Raw genomic sequence first — 18,349 nt, forward strand, 5'->3', positions numbered from 1 at the left:
TATTTATCCTACTGCCTGTCAAAGTTTTAGTATATTTAAAATAGAGAGTCTCAAAAATGCCATTTTTGAGACTCCTTACGGAATGTTTAACCTAACGAACCTGTTATGTATTTATACGTAGAACAATGGAATGTAACCAAGGACTGGATGGATCTTTCTAAAGAAGACCGTCGGGCCTACATGAATAAAGTTAAAGATGCCATTGATAAAATGAGTGGTGCCGGGGTAGAGAACGTCGGTTGGGCCATGAATGATGAGCATACCCCTTACCGAAGTGACTATCGCTATTTTGCAATTTGGAAACTGCCAAACCTTGAAGCCGTGGAACAGTTTGAAGACGGAATTGAAGAAGCCCACTGGCATAAATATTTTAGCCAGGTTAACACCCGCGGAAAGCTGCTCCCTTTAAATGAAGCTATGGATTTTCTTGTGAATCTTGAAAAACATTCGACTTCTATTTTGGATTAAATTCAAGTGACCTGCAAGGTCTTTTTTAGACCTTGTAGGTCTGAATGAAGTATACTTTACCAGAAAAAACAGACCTGTAAGGTTTTGAAAACCCTGCAGGTCTTTTTCTTTTATAGTTTCATCTCCGGAATTTCTCCTTCGACTATTAAAGTCCCTTCGGTTGCCTTCTGAATTTCTTCTACACTCACTCCCGGTGCTCTTTCAAGCAGCTTAAATCCTTTCCCGGTCACCTCGATCACTGCAAGGTTAGTTACAATTTTGGTAACACAGCCTACTCCTGTGAGTGGCAGGGAACATTTTTTCAGCAGCTTTGATTCCCCTGCGCGATTGGTATGCATCATGGCCACAATGATATTTTCGGCACTGGCAACAAGATCCATGGCACCGCCCATTCCTTTCACCATTTTCCCCGGAATCTTCCAGTTGGCAATGTCGCCGTTCTCGGCCACTTCCATGGCTCCCAGGATAGTGAGATCTACATGCTGACCGCGTATCATCCCAAAGCTCATAGCCGAGTCAAAATAACTGGCGCCGGGTAAGGCAGTGATAGTTTGTTTACCGGCGTTGATAAGATCGGGGTCTTCTTCGCCTTCAAAAGGAAAAGGTCCCATGCCCAGAATTCCGTTTTCACTTTGAAACTCCACCTCTATATCATCACGCACAAAATTGGCTACCAAAGTAGGAATCCCAATTCCGAGATTGACGTAGTAGCCGTCTTTTACTTCCTGTGCTATTCTTTTTGCAATTCCGTTTTTATCTAACATTTGTATAATTTGAAGATTTGTGGATTTGAAGATTTGAAGATTACTTTTTCTTACTTGTAGAAATGATTTTGGTAATGATCCTAATGATAGATTTTAGTTCTTTAGGCAATTCTGGATTAGGATCTGGATAATGAGGCGAGGCCTTACATAATCTTAGCCAATAGTCTGTCTCATCCGATTCCTTGGCTGCAATTTTAAATTTATGAATAAAATCAGCATTACTCTCGGCATTCTGAGCCTCCCAAACGTTTGCACCAATAGAAGTTCCGCTCCTGAAGAGCTGTGAAGCCATTTCGTACTTATGGAGAGATCGCAATTTTTCTGAATAATCAATAGCTTCTAAAGCAAAATTGAAGGTTTTGTCAACAATCAAATTCTCTTTGTCATCTCTCATAAGTGCTAGTTTTAAAATTTCATTTTCAAATCATCTCATCTTCAAATTTTCAAATTTTCAAATCACAGTATTATTTTTTTCTTACAGTTCGCTGTTCAATTCGCTTCTCATAATCTTTTCCCTGGAAGATCCTTTGTACAAATATTCCGGGAATGTGGATTTGGTTGGGGTCGAGTTCTCCGGGTTCTACCAGCTCTTCAACTTCGACCACCGTCACTGCTGCGGCACCACACATCACAGGGTTGAAATTACGGGCTGTACCTTTAAAAATGAGGTTTCCGGCCCTGTCTCCCTTCCATGCTTTTACGAAAGCAAAATCGGCTTTATAAGCTTCTTCCATGACGTACATCTTGCCGTTAAATTCCCGTGTCTCCTTACCCATGGCAACTTCGGTACCGTAACCGGCAGGAGTGTAGATGGCAGGAAAGCCCTGCTGTGCTGCCTGGCATTTGGCTGCCAGCGTTCCCTGCGGCGTAAGCTCAACTTCAAGCTCACCACTTAACATTTGCCGCTCAAATTCGGCGTTCTCCCCCACGTAGGAAGAGATCATTTTATCGATCTGTTTCTTCTGAAGCAGCAGGCCAAGACCAAAATCGTCTACCCCGGCATTATTGGAAATACAGGTGAGCTTCTTCAGGTTGAGACGAACAAGTTCAGAAATGGCATTTTCGGGAATTCCACTTAATCCGAATCCTCCCAGCATAAAAGTCATTCCATCATGAACCCCCTCAAGTGCTTCAGTAACATTCTGTACAGTTTTATTGATCATTGTTGATGGTTTTATTCCGAAAAATACAAAAAAATAAGGGCCCTTCGTAATATGAAGGGCCCTCTACTAAATTTTTCGTAATAAATACGCTATATATTAAAAATCCAATTCATCGGGGAGTCGATCTTCTTCGTCACTTTCATCAACACCATAAGTGCTGCAATCGGTTCTAATGGTAACAACTTCGGGTTTCGGGAAAGGACCTTTTGCCACATTCAACTCTTTATCACTATAAACCTTCTTCATGTAAGTCCCCCATATTGGCAGTGCCATGGCGGCACCCTGCCCATACCTGATAGATGGAAAATGCACCGACCTGTCTTCAGCTCCCACCCATACACCGGTGGCGAGGTTTGGTACCATCCCAATAAACCAGCCGTCACTTTGATTTTGAGTGGTTCCGGTTTTTCCTGCAATAGGAATTTCTTCCCTGTTGAAGTTGTAGGGATATCCTGTGACCACACTTTTGTAATACGGATCGTTAACTGCCCAGTCACCTCTCAACCTTGTTCCCGAACCATATTGGGTAACGCCTTCAAGCAGGTTCACAGTAACATAAGCGGTTTCTTTGCTAATTACATCACGGGTTTCGGGCACATGCTGATAAAGAATGGTTCCGTTTTTATCTTCAATTCGTGTCACGATCACCGGCTTCACATAAACGCCTTCATTGACAAAGGTACTATAGGCCGAAACCATCTCGAACACACTAAGATCGGCTGTTCCCAGGGCAATGGAAGGAACTTCAGGAATATTTTCAGTATCAATCCCCAGTTTTTCAACCAAATCAATCACCGGCTTGGGTCCTGTACGGTCAATCAATCTTGCCGTTACCGTATTAATTGATTCTGCCAGGCCTTTTTTGAGGCTTACCATACCAATATAATCATCGGCTTTACCACCACTGTTTCTTGGGGTCCAGTCATTTTGATTGCCGTGTTTGCCTGCTTCAATAGTGTGAAGGCTCTTTGGCAGCGTATCACAGGGCGAAAGGTGCAGCTGGTCTATTGCGGTAGCATAAACAAAAGGCTTAAAGGTAGATCCTACCTGTCTCTTTCCCTGTTTTACGTGATCGTACTTGAAATGCTTAAAATTTGTTCCACCCACCCAGGCTTTAACTTCCCCGGTTTGAGGTGTCATAGACATCATCCCTGCCTGGAAGAAAGACTTGTAGTAAAAAATGGAATCGCGCGGGGTCATAGTGGTATCTATATTCCCCTTCCATGAAAATACTTCCATTTGAGTAGGAGTGTCAAAAGATTTGATGATCTCTTCTTTTGACAGGCCCTGGTCTCTTAATATTCTCCAGCGTTCACTACGCCGCATAGCATCAGAAATAACTTTTTCGATCTCTTCTTTAGAGATATCCCTAAAAGGTGCCGTTTTGTTGTTCCTGTTCTGCCTGTCGAATTCTTTTTGCAGATTTGCAATATGCATTTGCACTGCTTCTTCGGCATACTCCTGCATACGGCTGTCAATACTGGTGTAGATCTTCAATCCGTCGCGGTAGATATTATACTTACCGCCATCGGGTTTTGGGTTCTCTTCGATCCATTCTTTCATAAAACCCTGAAGGTATACTCTAAAATAAGTAGCTACTCCCTCATCATGACCCTGTGGTGAAAACTTAATCTTTAACGGGAGTTGTTGTAAAGAATCTTCTTCAGCTTCTGTGATATAATCATTTGCCTCCATTTGGCTAAGTACCACATTACGACGCTCTAAAGAGTTCTCTTTAAATTGCTCTTTTTGAGGGTTATACAATATGGGGTTTTTAAGCATTGCTACCAGCACTGCAGATTCTTCTACATTAAGGTCTTTAGGCTCTTTATCAAAGTAGATCTTAGCCGCCGATCGCACCCCAACTGCCTGGTAGAGGAAGTCGTATTTATTGAGATACATGGTGATGATCTCTTCTTTAGTGTACTGTCGTTCTAACCGCGTTGCAATGATCCATTCTTTAAACTTCTGAAGTACCCTTGCAGCCGGATTTCTGGAAGCATTTTCGGTAAACAAAAGTTTGGCTAATTGCTGGGTGATAGTACTGGCCCCTCCTCTTTTCCCAAGGAAAACAGCAGCACGCACCGTACCGCGGGCATCTATGCCCGAATGTTCATAAAACCGTTCATCTTCCGTTGCAATAAGGGCTTCTACCAGATGTTGAGGCAGGTCTTCATATTTTATGGGAGTACGGTTCTCGTTGTAGTATTTACCCAATGTTTCCCCGTCTGAAGAAAAGATCTCGGTAGCGAGGTTTGTCTCGGGGTTTTCAAGTTCTTCAAAAGTGGGCATAGATCCAAATACTCCCCAGCTTGCCAGCAGAAAAAGGAGTACTACCAAAGAAATTCCCAATGCGAAAATTGACCAAAACCAGGTTTTATAGCGGCCGTAATTTCTTCTTTTAGCCGCTTCCTGATTTGCTTTCCCAGATGTTTTTGCCATCTATTATTGTTGTTTATTGTCTTCTATTCTAAAACCAACCTCTGTTATTCCTTCTAGGCTTTTAATTCCTTCTATGCTGTCACGCCTGCGCATGGCCTGCTGTACAGTCACCAGGTATTCACCAGATTCGGTAAACCTGAAGTTCTCCTTATACCAAAGCTTGCTTTCCTTTACATCACCAAAGCCCGTGCCAAGCCATTCTCCAGACGGCGCAGCCATCTCATATTGAAGGGTATCGCTTATCACCTTTCCATTTGGGAAGTTTAACTCGGTAATTAAGTAGATATTGTTGAAATTGTATTTTGAATTATTCCTGAGGTTGATAAAAAGATTATAATCCTTAAGCGTATCGGGGGCTTCAAAGCGTATCTCTACGAGAGAATCTCTTTGCCATTCCCCGTTGGGTATGGATTCATACCTGTCAAAAACCCGTTTTTTATCACAGGATGTAAAAATTAAAAGTCCCAAAAAGAGCAAAAAAACTGATCTTTTAATCATCTTTCTTCGGTTTTCTCTTTTTGCGTTTGCTCTTGCGCTTTTTCTTCCCTGTTCCTTTAGAATCAAAACGTGTAAGGCTATCCTGCCCCACCACATTGTGATAGTCGGGTTTCTCTTCCTGCTGCAGTTCTACAGCATATTCTTCAAGACTACTAACAGATTCCTTTTTAGAATTTGCCGCAATGATCTTGTTTGCCTGTTCTACCGTAAGCGTATGCCAGTTGCTCCAGTCACCCTCATAAGCATACCACAGGAAACCTTTAAAAATATCAATTTTTTGACATACTGCAGTCCCTTTTTTGGTGTACAGTTTTATTTCAGACTTCGGAAAATCCTTTAATGCATCAAGATAAGTATCAAGCTCATAATTAAGACAGCACTTCAGTTTTCCACATTGTCCTGCCAGTTTCTGCGGATTAAGTGAAAGTTGTTGATATCTCGCTGCAGAAGTATTTACACTTCGGAAGTCGGTAAGCCAGGTAGAGCAGCACAATTCCCTTCCGCAGGAACCAATTCCGCCTAAACGTGAGGCTTCCTGCCTGAAGCCTATCTGCCTCATCTCAATCCTGGTGTTGAATTCGCGTGCAAATTCTTTAATAAGTTGTCTAAAATCAACCCTTTCTTCAGCAGTATAATAAAAGGTAGCTTTTGAAGCGTCACCCTGAAACTCGATATCGCTTATCTTCATTTGAAGGTTCAACCGAATGGCGATCTCACGGGCACGTACTTTCATTTTGTCTTCCCGCTCCCTGGCTTCCTGCCAAATATCAATATCCCGCTGTGTAGCCTTGCGATAAACCTTTAGCACCTCACTGCTGTCTTGCCGCACCTTTTTCTTCTTCATTTGCACGCGCACAAGCTCGCCCACGAGAGCGACCACCCCTACATCATGGCCGGGAGCAGCCTCGGTGGCTACAACATCGCCAATGCTAAGGCTCAAATTATCTGAATTTTTAAAAAAGTGTTTCCGTCCGTTCTTAAAACGCACTTCCACTATATTGAAAGGCTCCATTCCCTGGGGAAGGGCCATATTCGATAACCAGTCGAACACCGAGAGCTTATTACAGCTATCGGTCCCGCAGGTACCGTTGTTCTTACATCCTTTAGGCTGACCGTCTTTGCCGGTCGAGCAACTGTTACATCCCATAATCTATATATTGAAATCCTGGAGACAGGAAATTATCCCCTTTCCGGATTGAATCTTATTAAAAACTATTGAGGTAAATATACCATTATTTATGGAACGCACTCTTGAGAAACTAATTGTCAATTCTTGTACTTAAGTACTTCAGAACGGCCTTTTTTAAAGATCTTATTACTGTTACCCTTGCCTTTTCTCAATGCCTTCTGCTCTTCATAGGGCAATGCCGCAATGTCCTGGCAGTCTGTAGAACAGCAGCTACTCATTTTCTCTGCACATTCTTCACACTGAATAAACAGGAGGTGACAGGCTTCATTGGCACAGTTCACGTGTGTATCACAGGGTTTCCCGCATTGATGGCAGTTAGAAACCACGTCTTCACTAATACGCTCCCCTCTTCTATGGTCAAAAACAAAGTTCTTGCCCAGGAACTTATTCTCCAGTTTCAGGTTTTGTACCTGCCGGGCGTATTCTATAATTCCGCCTTCCAATTGGTACACCTTTTTAAAACCTTTGTGCTTGTAATAGGCACTGGCTTTTTCACAGCGAATACCACCTGTACAGTACATCACAAGGTTTTTATCTTCTTTGTGATCCTTGATATCTTTTTCAATGATATCAAGACTATCCCTAAAAGTATCCACATCGGGCGTCATAGCCCCTTTAAAATGACCAATTTCACTCTCGTAATGGTTACGCATGTCTACAAGAATGGTGTTGGGGTCATCGAGCAGCTCATTAAAAGCTTTGGCGTCTACGTGAACTCCTTTGTTTGTTACATCAAAAGTGGCGTCATTAAGACCGTCGGCAAGGATCTTGTCGCGAACTTTCACCTTCAGCTTCAGGAATGATTTAATATCGTGTTCTATGGCTATGTTAAGACGAACGTTCTCAAGGAAATAAATTCCGTCGAGAAATTCTTTGAAATTTCCGAAGTTCTTCGCGGGAACAGAGAGTTGGGCATTAATACCCTCATGGGCCACATAGATTCTTCCCAGGACTTCCATTTGATCCCAGGCGATAAAGAGATGGTTCCGGAAAAGCTCCGGATTTCCAATTTTGGCATATTGATAGAAAGAGAGCGTAAGCCGGTCTTCGCCAGCCTCCTCAAGTAGTGCTTCCCTTTCTTTAGCGCTTAATTTATTGTACAGTTGCATGCTATACTAACGATTTAAGGTTAAAGAATTTTGCGCAAAGATAAGGGTTTAAATGAAAAAATGCCCGGATGTGATATCGGGGCATTTTTTTCGAACGGCTAATTCGTTATTAATACTTTTAATTCTTCAACTAAAAATAAGAATAACGTTAGCCACCGTCCACCCGGCAGCTGCAGCTAAGACTAACTACCGCCAGGCTACCGGAAATATTTAAAATAATATTCCGTTTTAAAAATTTCATATGTTAATAGTTGGTTTATTTAATAGATGCACAAAAGCAGAAAAGGTTGCGTATTAAATTTAGCACATATAAAAACTTATAGTATTTTAGCAGCAATATCATATAAAAGAAGCCGAATTAAATGAGCAACGAGAAAGAAAGAGAAGCTAAATTAAAAGCCCTCAAACTCACCCTTGACAAGATGGATAAAACCTATGGTAAGGGTACAGTAATGAAGATGAGTGACCAGAGCGTCGTAGATGTAGATGTGATACGCAGTGGGTCTTTAGGGCTTGACCTTGCCCTTGGAGTTGGAGGATATCCCCGCGGAAGAGTTATAGAAATTTACGGGCCTGAGTCTTCAGGAAAAACAACCCTTACTTTACACGCCATAGCTGAGGCACAAAAGGCAGGAGGTATTGCTGCATTTATTGATGCTGAACATGCTTTTGATCGTTTTTATGCTGAAAAACTGGGAATCGATCTTGATAACCTGATCATTTCGCAGCCCGACAACGGGGAGCAGGCTCTTGAAATTACCGATAACCTGATTCGCTCGGGAGCTATAGACATTATTGTAATTGATTCTGTTGCTGCTTTAACACCTAAGAGCGAGATTGAAGGGGAAATGGGAGATTCAAAAATGGGATTACACGCCCGTCTTATGTCCCAGGCGCTAAGAAAGCTCACTGCTTCTATTAGCAAGACCCATTGTACCGTGATCTTCATCAACCAGCTAAGGGAGAAGATTGGGGTAATGTTTGGAAACCCAGAGACCACTACCGGTGGTAACGCGCTGAAGTTCTACGCCTCAATTCGTCTTGACATTCGCAGATCTACCCAAATCAAGGATAGCAACAGCGAAGTGCAGGGGAACAAAACCAGGGTTAAAGTTGTAAAGAACAAAGTAGCTCCGCCTTTTAAAACTGCCGAGTTTGACATCATGTATGGCGAAGGAGTTTCTAAAATTGGTGAGATTATTGACATAGGTGTAGATTACGAGATCATTAAAAAGAGTGGTTCGTGGTTTAGCTATGAAGACACTAAACTGGGCCAGGGCCGGGATGCAGTGAAAACCCTGCTAAAGGATAATCCAGATCTAATGGAAGAGCTGGAAACCAGAATAAAAGAAGCCATGACAGTGGCAAAAGCATAAAAAACTCTTAAAATCCCGAATTTTTTCGGGATTTTCTCTTTTTAGGCGCAACCATTTGGCAATTTGTGCATCTCTTAAACAGAGACCCCAACCAGCCAATGCCGTTATGAAGAATCATTCCCAGATCTATGACTGCGACACCTACTGTGAAAACGGCATACTAAAGAGGGAAATTTTAAAGGCTAATTCCTCCGGAAGACCGGGAACCTCTCACGATTCCCGATCTTCCTTTTTTACAAAACCATTCCCCCCTGTTTATTTTACAAGACTAAAAAATATTGAGACGGTAATGCACTTTGTTGCAGAACCGGCTGAAATTCCTATATTTAGGTCTCCTGAAGCTCCACAAAGAGCCCCGGAGAACTACCGGTGGGCAACTATGCCGGCGGAATTTTTCAACAGCACTTAATATTGAAATATTGGGCATTAAGCAACTCATACAAAAATGCAAAAAGCAGGACATAAAGGCGCAAGAGCAGCTTTATAAGATGTTTGCGCATAAATTGTTCCCGGTTTGCCTTAAGTACTCATCAACCTATCAACAGGCAGAAGACAACCTGCAGGACGCATTTTTGATGATCTTTAAGAGCATGCCCCAGTATAAAAATAAAGGTTCTTTTGAAGGATGGATGAAGAGGATCGTGATCAACACCGCCCTTCAAAAATATAGAAAACAAACAGTCTTTGAGATCATTAGAGATGATTTTCACAAAGATCCAGAAATTGAAGTAGAAGAGGATGAAGTTTCCGTTGATTACTTACTGGAGATCATACAACAGTTGCCAGACCGTTACCGGCAGGTCTTCAATCTCTATGTACTCGATGGTTTCTCCCATAAAGAAATTGCTGAAATGCTAAATATTTCTACCGGAACCTCAAAATCGAATCTTGCAAGGGCCAGAGTGATCCTGAAAGAGAAAATAGAAAGCAGTCTATATAAAACAGCCGCCCGATCTGTATAATGAAAGAAAAGAAGTACATAGACCGGCTCTATCAGGAGAAGTTTCGCGATTTTGAAGCGGCGCCCAGCGATGCCGTATGGAAAAATATTGAAGCTAAACTTCAGGAAAAGCAAAAACGCCGGCGCGTAATACCGCTTTGGTATCGCTATGCAGGTGTGGCCGCCATAATGGCCTTCTTTTTTATGATTGGAGACTGGATATTGCCTGTAAAAAATTCTACATCGGTAGCGGGTGAAGAGACAGAAGCACCTGCAATGAATAGGGCACTTTCACCAATAATTCCGGTGATACCTATTGCTTCGGAAGAAAGCACGGCTGCTATAGCGAGTCCTTCTGAAGTATTTACCCGCAATTCTAAACCTGTTGCTAACAAGAAAGCTTCAGAAGAAAATATGAGAACCGCTGAAGAAACAGCTTCAGAAATAAGTTCCAAAAATGCCATTTTTGACACCCCTCTGGCTGTTGCCTCTATACCACTTCAGCAGGAAAAAACAGCTTCCGAAGATTCGAAACCTGAAGATTTAAGGCCTTCAATCTTTGATGCCGTGAAAACTCCTGAAGAAACAGCAGTAGCCAACACCCGGGAAAAGAGCCACTTTGAAGTCTCTACCCATGCCAGCCCCATTTATTATGGCAAAATGGGGACCGCGAACCCTCTTGAGGTTGGTTATAACGATAGCAGGCAGGCAGAAATCACTTATTCTTATGGGGTGAGGCTGGCAATGGAGCTTAGCGACAGGGTAAAGGTAAGATCGGGCGTTAGCCGTGTAGATCTTGGTTACAGCGCTAATGGCACCGGATACCAGTCGGCCACCGGGATCTATTCTGTAAGAAATACTTCCCTGGTAAAAGTCAAAGATTCGGATATGAAGATGGTTTCCGGCAGTTTTACGAATAACCGAACCAGCAGCACCAACCGCACCCAGGCCGGGATATTCACCCAGGGTAATCTAAGCCAGAAAATAGGATATATTGAAGTTCCCATAGAAGTTGAGATCAACCTGTGGCAGAACAAGTTTGAAGTGAATCTTATTGGGGGTGGAAGTACGCTAATCCTGGAAGATAATGAAGTTACCCTTAGCACAGGCAACACTACGGCAACCGGAAAAGCCAATAACTTAAATGAAGTAAGCTTTAGTGCCAATATTGGTCTGGGGCTTGATTACAATCTTTCGGAAAGATTCAAGCTCAACCTGGAACCAATGCTGAAGTATCAGCTAAAAACTTTTGACCAGCCCAATGGAGATGTACAGCCTTATTTCATGGGCGTGTACACAGGTTTTAGCTATAAATTTTAAGAAAGTTTACCAGATTTTAATTCCTGCAGGATCACCTCCCTCGTCTGTTCCCGAACCTCCTTTTTATTTTGCTGCTCAAGACCTTTTGTGGGTATAAATTCTTTGATCTTTACGCGCATTTTACCCGGGCCACCCTTAGTGAAAATGTAAGGAAAACGTTTTTTATTGTCGTAAAATACAATAGGAACTATGGGAATCTGGTGGTCTATAGCCAGGCGGAAAGCCCCATCTTTAAAGTTGTCGAGAAGAACACTGGCATCATCGGGCACACCACCCTCAGGAAAGATACAAATACTTGTGCCGTTATTCAATCGGCGTTGTGCGCTGTCAAAAACCTCCTTTCGGCTTCTTTGATTCTGGCGGTCAACAAGAATACAGGTGCGTTTATAGAAGTATCCAAAAAGGGGGATTTTCACCAGCTCTTTTTTTCCGACGAAAACGAACGGATTCTTAACCGCCACCAGCATGAGCATAATATCGGTCATTGAAGTATGGTTGGCCACCAGCATATAACTTTCTCCTTTCACAAGTTTTCGTTCCCGCTTTATTTTGGGGAAGAAACCCATTCCGTATAAAATAAAGTAAGCCCACCAGCGCGCAATCATAAAGAACTGCGGATAAAATCTCGTCCTGGAGGTAAACAACAGTAAAAACGGAAAAAAAACAATGATGGGAATGGCCATAAGGATATAGAACCATATTCTCCACAAGACAACCAGGAAAGACCTAAGTATATGCATAACGGCCAAAAGTAATGAATTGAATTGAACGTCTTCCCTAAAAACGATACCTTTGTAGAAAAATAAAGAAAGCCGATGTCTAGAATTCTCACCGGAGTACAGAGTACCGGTACTCCTCACCTGGGGAACATCTTAGGAGCTATTATTCCCGCCGTGGAAATGGCCAACGACCCAAAGAATGATTCATTTTTATTTATAGCAAACCTGCATACTTTAACCCAAATTAAAGATCCAAAGGTGTTAAGGGAAAATACCCTCTCTACCGCAGCTACCTGGCTGGCTTTTGGTCTTGATGTTGATAAAACGGTTTTTTACAGGCAGAGCGATATCCCACAGGTAACAGAACTTACCTGGTACCTCAACTGCTTTTTCCCATACCAACGCCTTACCCTGGCCCACTCTTTTAAAGATAAAGCCGACAGACTGGAGGATGTTAATGCCGGTTTATTCGATTATCCTATTTTAATGGCTGCGGATATTCTTTTGTATGATGCTGAAATTGTTCCGGTAGGGAAAGATCAACTACAACACCTGGAAATGACCAGGGATGTGGCTTCGAGGTTTCATGCAAAAATGGGAGACACTTTTGTAATGCCCGATGCGCGCGTTTCTGAAGAAACCATGTACGTACCCGGTACCGATGGGGAAAAGATGAGCAAATCTAAAGGCAATATTATCAACCTGTTTTTACCCGATAAGCAGCTGCGGAAGCAAATCATGGCGATACAAACCGATAGTACTCCCCTTGAAGAACCCAAAGACACCGAATCTGACAATGTTTTCAACATCTACAAACTGGTAGCATCTAAAGAAGAAACTGCTGAGATGAAGAAGAAATATGAAGCAGGAGGTTTTGGATACGGGCATGCTAAACAGGCACTTTACGACCTGTTGATCACCCGGTTTGAAAAGGAACGTGCCCAGTACAATTTCTACATGCAGAACCCCGACAAAGTGGAAGAAGCTCTTGCTGTAGGTGCAGAAAAAGCCCGAAAGGTAGCCGATGATGTATTAATGCGGGTAAGAAAAAAATTGGGTTACTAAACCGCCTCAAAAAGTTTACCGGGCAAAGGCTTTACCACGCCTTTGAGTTCCATATTGAGCAAAAGTGTAGCTGCTCTAAAAGTTGGGATACTGCAGTTGAGCGCGATAAGATCAAGCTGTTCTTTTCCCCTGTCTTTTAAGTAGCCGTAGAGAGCCTGCTCATCTTCTTCCAGCTCTACAAAAAGCTGTTTTTGAACCGCTTTTACCGGGGTTTGAGGGTGCCAGTTAAGCATATAAATGAGATCGGCCGCACTGGTCATGACATGGGCCTGCTGAGATTTGATAAGCATATTACAGCCTTTGCTTTGAAGATCGGTAGGCCTGCCGGGAACTGCAAAAACTTCCCGGCTATAAGAATTTGCAATATCGGCAGTGACCAGAGATCCGCCTTTTTCGGCGCTTTCAATGACCACTGTAGCCTCGCTCATTCCGGCGATAATGCGGTTTCTCTTCAAGAAATTATTCCGGTCAAAGGTATCTGTACTCCAGAAATCGGTTAGAAAACCACCGTTGTTCTCTACCCCGGCCACATACTTTTGATGAACCGCAGGGTACATATGATTTAGCCCGTGGGCAAGACAGCCAACGGTTTGTAGATTGTGTTTAATGGCTGCCCGTTGTGCCGCAATGTCTATCCCGTAAGCAAATCCCGAAACGATCACCGGGTTAAGGGGTGCGAGCTCTTCTATGAACCTTTCACAAAAAGAGATTCCGTGGGTAGTTGCCTTACGCGTGCCAACTATACTAAGAATCTTCCTGTTGTCAAGTTGAATATTTCCTCTTTCAAAAAGTAGGATAGGCCCGTCAAGGCAGTGTTTTAATCTTTCGGGGTAATCGCTGTTCTCGTAGTAAAGTGTTTTAACTTTGTTGCGTAAAATAAATTCCAGCTCTTTTTCGGCAGCTTTGAGATTTTCAGATGAAAAAAGGTAGCTGAGCTTGGTATTTCCTATCCCGTCAATTTTGAGTAAAGCGGACTTTTTTTCCTTAAAAACAGCCTCGGCAGATCCAGTGTGGCGGATGAGTTTTTTAGCTGAAACATCCCCCAGATTTGGAACGTGCTGCAAAGCCAAAACATACTGTAAATCAGAATCTTTCATAGCCAAATTAAAGCCGGAAAAGTAGCAGAAAAATTTGTTAATAAAATATAGAAAGCCTGTTTTTTCAGAAAATAAAAATCTTTACATTTGTTTCAATGGCAATAGCAAATTACATCCACGATCTTCTATACCGATATGAATGTGTAATTCTTCCGGGGTTTGGTGCTTTTATTACGCAACAACATTCCGCAGGCATTCATCCTTCTAGTGGGGAATTTTTTCCTCCAAGAAAAACAGTTTCTTTTAATCGCCAGCTCATTAAGAATGATGGCCTGTTGGCTAATTATATTATGGAAGCTGAAAAGGTATCGTACAATAATGCCCTTGAACAGATAGAGCAATTTGTACAGGATTTAGAGCTGGTTCTTGAAAAAAACAAGACGGTGAATTTTCAGAATGTGGGTTCTTTTTCTTTAACTGAAGGAGAGAAACTACAATTTGAACCTGCTGCCCAGATGAACTTCATGAAAGAAGCATTTGGCCTTGATTCCTTTAAGAGGAATGCTGTGTCCCGCGAAGTTTACAAACAACAGGCACAGGAAATTGAAGAAAAAGTACCTGTTGCATTTACACCTGAAAGAAGGGCTAACCGCTGGTTAAAATATGCCGCTGTAGGTCTTGTTGCTATTGGACTTAGTGGAGCTGCCGGCCTTAATATTTACAGCGATCAGGTAAATGAGCACAATATTGCCGAACAACAAAAAGCCGCTTCTCAGCTGGAAAACAAAATTCAGCAGGCCACTTTTGTAATTGACAATCCGCTTCCTGCTGTTACTTTAAAAGTCTCGAAACAAACCGGAAACTATCATATAGTAACCGGAGCCTTTAGAGAAGCCGAAAATGCTGCCAAAGCTGTTGAGGAACTTAAAGCCCAGGGATTCAAAGCCCGCCAAATTGGTGAAAATAGATTTGGCCTGCACCAGGTGATCTCCAGTAGTCATGAAACCCGCAGGGAAGCTACTAATGAGCTTTACAGGGTGAAAAAGAACAATCCTGGCGCGTGGTTACTCGTTGAAGAGCTGTAAGTTCAGTTCGCAGTTCTCAGTTTTTAGTAGGCAGTTAATACTGGTTATGACTGATATCTACTATATCTTGAGTTATAAGCACCAAATTCCAGGCACCAACTTTAATTTCCAGTGATTATGTTTATCGCTGATCGTTCATTCCTGCGTGACCAGCTATCCCCTTTTTCCCTGTGAATCATAGATTCTCACCCATTTTTTTGCAACCCAAAACCCGCAGAACATAATAGATGTTCAATTAATCCAATATAAGATTTAGACCCAAAAAATACTGGTGATTGTACGGGTAGTTCAGCCGGACATTGAGGTGGATACCGAAAACTGAGCCACTAATCCTGACAATTCAGATAGTTCAGCTAAAACTAAGCGAAGGTACTTAAACTGAGCACCGAGCACTGAACACCAGACTGCCTGCTAATCACTGCCTACTGCCACTTTTTTAATACCTCCTTAACGGCATTTAGAATAAAGCATGTTAACTTTGCCGAAAATTTTAAAAATGCAAGCCAGAACTCCAGAAGATTCTAAAACCACTCTTACAGACCTCGTTTTACCAAGCGAAACCAACCCCTTAAACAACCTTTTTGGAGGGGAATTGCTTGCGCGGATGGATCGTGCAGCCAGCATCGCCGCAAGACGCCATAGCCGCAGAATTGTGGTTACTGCCTCTGTGAACCATGTAGCTTTTAATAAGGCCGTTCCTCTGGGAAGTGTGGTAACTGTAGAAGCAAAAGTTTCAAGAGCTTTTAAATCTTCAATGGAGATCTATATGGACGTTTGGGTGGAAGATCGCGAGAGCGGAGAACGCAGTAAAGCGAATGAAGCCATCTACACTTTTGTAGCTGTAGATGAGACCGGAACCCCGGTAGCCATTCCACCTTTAGAGCCTGAAACCGAACTGGAAAAGAAACGCTATGAGGCTGCCTTACGCCGCAAACAATTAAGCCTTGTGCTAGCCGGAAAAATGAAACCATCTGAAGCAACAGAACTTAAAGCATTATTCGTGAATTCTTAGAAGATGGCTCGGATGTAAAATCCGTGCTGAAAACAGGCAACTATTCTATATTCAGGCTTCAGCTCATAAAATATGTCGCTCCGGAGGAGCTCCATTCCATAGAAATAAACAGTCCTGACTCTAGATTCTAGATTATTGATTTCGGTGTCCGAAATCTACATCTGGTAGATCCACTCTTCGGGGTTAAGCTTTTGGTTGTTCTTGTACATTACAAAATATAGCGTAGTTCTGCCGTCGGTCTTGTTAATTGCGATACTTCCAATGTCCTGGCCAAGTGCCACCTGCTGACCCTTGCGTACATCAACAGAATCAAGGTGGTTGTAAATAGTGATATAATCTCCGTGCCTTACCATTACCATGAGGCTGGATCCTTTAACCGCAATAATTTCACTTACCGTGCCGCCAAAAACAGCCCTGGCCTTTGAGTTAGGATCTGTCGCTATTCTCACACCATTACTGTTCATGGTAGCAGTCTTTACTATAGGGTGAGGTTGTGTTCCAAAGCGGAGCACCACAGTACCTGTTCTTACCGGCCATGGAAGTTTCCCTTTGTTCTTTTCAAAATCGGCAGCAAGAGCTTTGGCCTCGGGCGTAAGTTTAAAGACACTTCTCGAAGTAGAACCTTCTGCCTTGTTGTTTGCTGCAATAGCTTCTTCGATAATTCTCTCTATCTCCCGGTCTATAGCATTTATTTCCTGCTGTTTCTTTTTGAGCTGAGAAGCAAACTGACCTTCTTTTTTACGAACTTCAGCAATTAGAGACTGCTGTTCTTTTCTACTTTCTTCCAGCAATGCACGGGTCTTTCGGTTTTCAACAATTAACCTGTCCTTTGTCTTCTTTTGTTCTGCCAGGCTTTGGTTGAGCTTTTGAAGTTCTTCGGTGCGCAGCTGGATCTCCTCTCCCTGCTGATGCCGGTAATTGGCATATTGCTTCATGTACTGAAGTCTTTTGTAGGCTTGCAGGAAGTTTTCCGAAGAAAGCAGAAACATAATTCTGCTTTGTTGCGACTTACTCTTATAAGATTTCCGGATCATTTTACTGTAATCCTGCTTAAGCTGCTCGAGTTCCTTACGAAGGGTGCCAATCCGGTTTTGGTTGGTATTGATCTCTCGTGTAAGTAAATTCGCCTGTTGATTCGTAACCCGAATCAACTTTTCGGTACTGCGAATTTGCTGATCGAGGTCTTCTACCTCGGTAAGTATAGATTTTTCTTTCTTTAGGTTTGAAGTCCGTAAAGAATTGATCCTTTTGATCTCCTGCTGCAAATCCAGCCTTCGTTGCTCCAGCTCTTCCCGCTTGTTTTCCTGAGAAAAGCCGTGAAGGCTTGACAATAAAAATCCTGCAAAAAAGACATGCCGTAATAGAACCTTTATCTTCATTCTATGCTAATTTCTTCGTAGCCCGAAGGTATTGAAAAAGGAAAAGAAACAGGAACATTGAACTCAATGTTTCTAAAGGTCATATCAATACGGGTATTTTGGGTGCCTTCTGTAGCTATGATCTTGATTTGCAACGGGAAAAGCTGCCGGCCAATCTTCTGATATTCCGGGTAAGTGACTGTTACGCTCCTGTTGCCCTGCTCCTGCCCCAGTTGTTGTGCCAGGGCCTTAAAGTTTCCGGCGTCAAGAAGGAACATTCGCTTCAGGAAATTTTCCTGTTCAGGTTGCAGCTGGTAGCCTCTTGAAGATTCCGTCAATTTATACCTTTCTTCCCTAAGGTCATAAATGGTTTGACCCAATAAAAGATTCTGAACCTTTTCATAATCCAGCGGAGTTCCCAGCAGGTCACTTAATAGGCTGAAATCACCATCAAAATATGTCTTTGTGATTTTCTCATAGAACTGCACCGAATTTGGGGTGATCAAGACCTTAGCCAGCGGAATGCCCAGCAACTGCCCGCTCATCCAGATGGTATCATTCTTTTTCATCCTGAAATTCACTGTAACGCTCTGGCTTCGCTCTTCTGTCTGGTAATCGAGACTAAGCCTGCCCTGTAAGGTATTGAAGTCAACTTCTCTGTTGTAGTGCTGGTCAACAACAGCAGCAACAGCAGCATCTTCGGGGGCTACAGTCCCCATTTTTGCTTTACGGGCGCCGCCGCAGGATGAGAATAGGATTAAGGAAATAAGAACTACGGGAATTAATTGTTTACAGGTCATTCAG

The 18,349-nt window shown here is 42.7% G+C and carries 19 protein-coding genes; 8 read left to right on the forward strand and 11 right to left on the reverse strand.

From position 1 onward, the window contains the following. Nucleotides 1-105: 105 nt before the first annotated feature. Nucleotides 106-468, forward strand: coding sequence for a DUF6616 family protein (locus OQ279_RS11700; RefSeq protein WP_266070111.1), 363 nt, complete (start codon nucleotides 106-108; stop codon nucleotides 466-468). A 110-nt stretch (nucleotides 469-578) separates the two neighbouring features. On the opposite strand, the gene OQ279_RS11705 is transcribed toward OQ279_RS11700, so the two are convergent. The 7 genes from OQ279_RS11705 to trhO form a co-directional block, all read right to left on the reverse strand. After that, on the reverse strand, nucleotides 579-1,232 hold the full coding sequence (locus OQ279_RS11705) for a CoA transferase subunit B (RefSeq protein ID WP_266070112.1): 654 nt from the start codon (nucleotides 1,230-1,232) through the stop codon (nucleotides 579-581). 40 nt (nucleotides 1,233-1,272) lie between these two features. Continuing rightward, on the reverse strand, nucleotides 1,273-1,626 hold the full coding sequence (locus tag OQ279_RS11710; protein ID WP_266070113.1) for a four helix bundle protein: 354 nt from the start codon (nucleotides 1,624-1,626) through the stop codon (nucleotides 1,273-1,275). 70 nt (nucleotides 1,627-1,696) lie between these two features. Continuing rightward, nucleotides 1,697-2,395: a CoA transferase subunit A gene (locus OQ279_RS11715; RefSeq protein ID WP_266070114.1), complete on the reverse strand. Its 699-nt coding sequence runs from the start codon at nucleotides 2,393-2,395 to the stop codon at nucleotides 1,697-1,699. Between the two features lie 96 nt (nucleotides 2,396-2,491). After that, on the reverse strand, nucleotides 2,492-4,837 hold the full coding sequence (locus OQ279_RS11720; RefSeq protein WP_266070115.1) for a penicillin-binding protein 1A: 2,346 nt from the start codon (nucleotides 4,835-4,837) through the stop codon (nucleotides 2,492-2,494). 3 nt (nucleotides 4,838-4,840) lie between these two features. After that, the gene (locus tag OQ279_RS11725) at nucleotides 4,841-5,335 is read right to left on the reverse strand and encodes a gliding motility lipoprotein GldH (protein WP_266070116.1); all 495 of its coding nucleotides are present in this window, start codon (nucleotides 5,333-5,335) and stop codon (nucleotides 4,841-4,843) included. Further along, the gene (locus OQ279_RS11730; protein WP_266070117.1) at nucleotides 5,328-6,482 is read right to left on the reverse strand and encodes a PSP1 domain-containing protein; all 1,155 of its coding nucleotides are present in this window, start codon (nucleotides 6,480-6,482) and stop codon (nucleotides 5,328-5,330) included. The genes OQ279_RS11725 and OQ279_RS11730 overlap by 8 nt, the downstream gene beginning before the upstream one ends. 119 nt (nucleotides 6,483-6,601) lie before the next feature. Then, entirely contained in the window at nucleotides 6,602-7,633 is a 1,032-nt protein-coding gene (trhO, locus tag OQ279_RS11735; RefSeq protein ID WP_266070118.1) for an oxygen-dependent tRNA uridine(34) hydroxylase TrhO, read from the reverse strand. A 362-nt stretch (nucleotides 7,634-7,995) separates the two neighbouring features. On the opposite strand from trhO, the gene recA reads away from it, so the two are divergent. From recA to OQ279_RS11755, 4 genes are all read left to right on the forward strand, one after another. Continuing rightward, nucleotides 7,996-9,009: a recombinase RecA gene (gene recA / locus OQ279_RS11740; RefSeq protein ID WP_266070119.1), complete on the forward strand. Its 1,014-nt coding sequence runs from the start codon at nucleotides 7,996-7,998 to the stop codon at nucleotides 9,007-9,009. A gap of 106 nt (nucleotides 9,010-9,115) precedes the next feature. Next, on the forward strand, nucleotides 9,116-9,418 hold the full coding sequence (locus OQ279_RS11745) for a hypothetical protein (RefSeq protein WP_266070120.1): 303 nt from the start codon (nucleotides 9,116-9,118) through the stop codon (nucleotides 9,416-9,418). Between the two features lie 10 nt (nucleotides 9,419-9,428). Then, nucleotides 9,429-9,971, forward strand: coding sequence for an RNA polymerase sigma factor (locus OQ279_RS11750; RefSeq protein WP_266070121.1), 543 nt, complete (start codon nucleotides 9,429-9,431; stop codon nucleotides 9,969-9,971). After that, entirely contained in the window at nucleotides 9,971-11,269 is a 1,299-nt protein-coding gene (locus tag OQ279_RS11755) for a putative outer membrane beta-barrel protein (RefSeq protein WP_266070122.1), read from the forward strand. The genes OQ279_RS11750 and OQ279_RS11755 overlap by 1 nt, the downstream gene beginning before the upstream one ends. Here the strand turns inward: OQ279_RS11755 and OQ279_RS11760 are convergent. Next, a complete protein-coding gene (locus OQ279_RS11760; RefSeq protein WP_266070123.1) occupies nucleotides 11,266-12,009 on the reverse strand; it encodes a lysophospholipid acyltransferase family protein in 744 nt (247 codons plus the stop codon). The genes OQ279_RS11755 and OQ279_RS11760 overlap by 4 nt on opposite strands. Nucleotides 12,010-12,084: 75 nt before the next feature. Here OQ279_RS11760 and trpS point away from each other — a divergent pair, with 75 nt between their 5' ends. Beyond that, entirely contained in the window at nucleotides 12,085-13,053 is a 969-nt protein-coding gene (gene trpS / locus OQ279_RS11765; RefSeq protein ID WP_266070124.1) for a tryptophan--tRNA ligase, read from the forward strand. On the opposite strand, the gene dprA is transcribed toward trpS, so the two are convergent. Then, a complete protein-coding gene (gene dprA, locus OQ279_RS11770) occupies nucleotides 13,050-14,150 on the reverse strand; it encodes a DNA-processing protein DprA (protein WP_266070125.1) in 1,101 nt (366 codons plus the stop codon). The genes trpS and dprA overlap by 4 nt on opposite strands. A gap of 95 nt (nucleotides 14,151-14,245) precedes the next feature. Between dprA and OQ279_RS11775 the strand changes: the two genes are divergently transcribed. Both OQ279_RS11775 and OQ279_RS11780 read left to right on the forward strand, forming a co-directional pair. Then, complete coding sequence (locus OQ279_RS11775; protein WP_266070126.1) at nucleotides 14,246-15,175, forward strand: HU domain-containing protein; 930 nt, start codon at nucleotides 14,246-14,248, stop codon at nucleotides 15,173-15,175. A 496-nt stretch (nucleotides 15,176-15,671) separates the two neighbouring features. After that, nucleotides 15,672-16,187, forward strand: coding sequence for an acyl-CoA thioesterase (locus OQ279_RS11780; RefSeq protein ID WP_266070127.1), 516 nt, complete (start codon nucleotides 15,672-15,674; stop codon nucleotides 16,185-16,187). A 155-nt stretch (nucleotides 16,188-16,342) separates the two neighbouring features. On the opposite strand, the gene OQ279_RS11785 is transcribed toward OQ279_RS11780, so the two are convergent. Further along, the gene (locus OQ279_RS11785; RefSeq protein WP_266070128.1) at nucleotides 16,343-17,566 is read right to left on the reverse strand and encodes a murein hydrolase activator EnvC family protein; all 1,224 of its coding nucleotides are present in this window, start codon (nucleotides 17,564-17,566) and stop codon (nucleotides 16,343-16,345) included. Continuing rightward, entirely contained in the window at nucleotides 17,563-18,345 is a 783-nt protein-coding gene (gene lolB1 / locus OQ279_RS11790) for a lipoprotein insertase outer membrane protein LolB1 (RefSeq protein WP_266070129.1), read from the reverse strand. The genes OQ279_RS11785 and lolB1 overlap by 4 nt, the downstream gene beginning before the upstream one ends. Nucleotides 18,346-18,349: the final 4 nt, after the last annotated feature.

The organism is Salinimicrobium profundisediminis (assembly GCF_026241755.1).
Lineage (GTDB): Bacteria > Bacteroidota > Bacteroidia > Flavobacteriales > Flavobacteriaceae > Salinimicrobium > Salinimicrobium profundisediminis.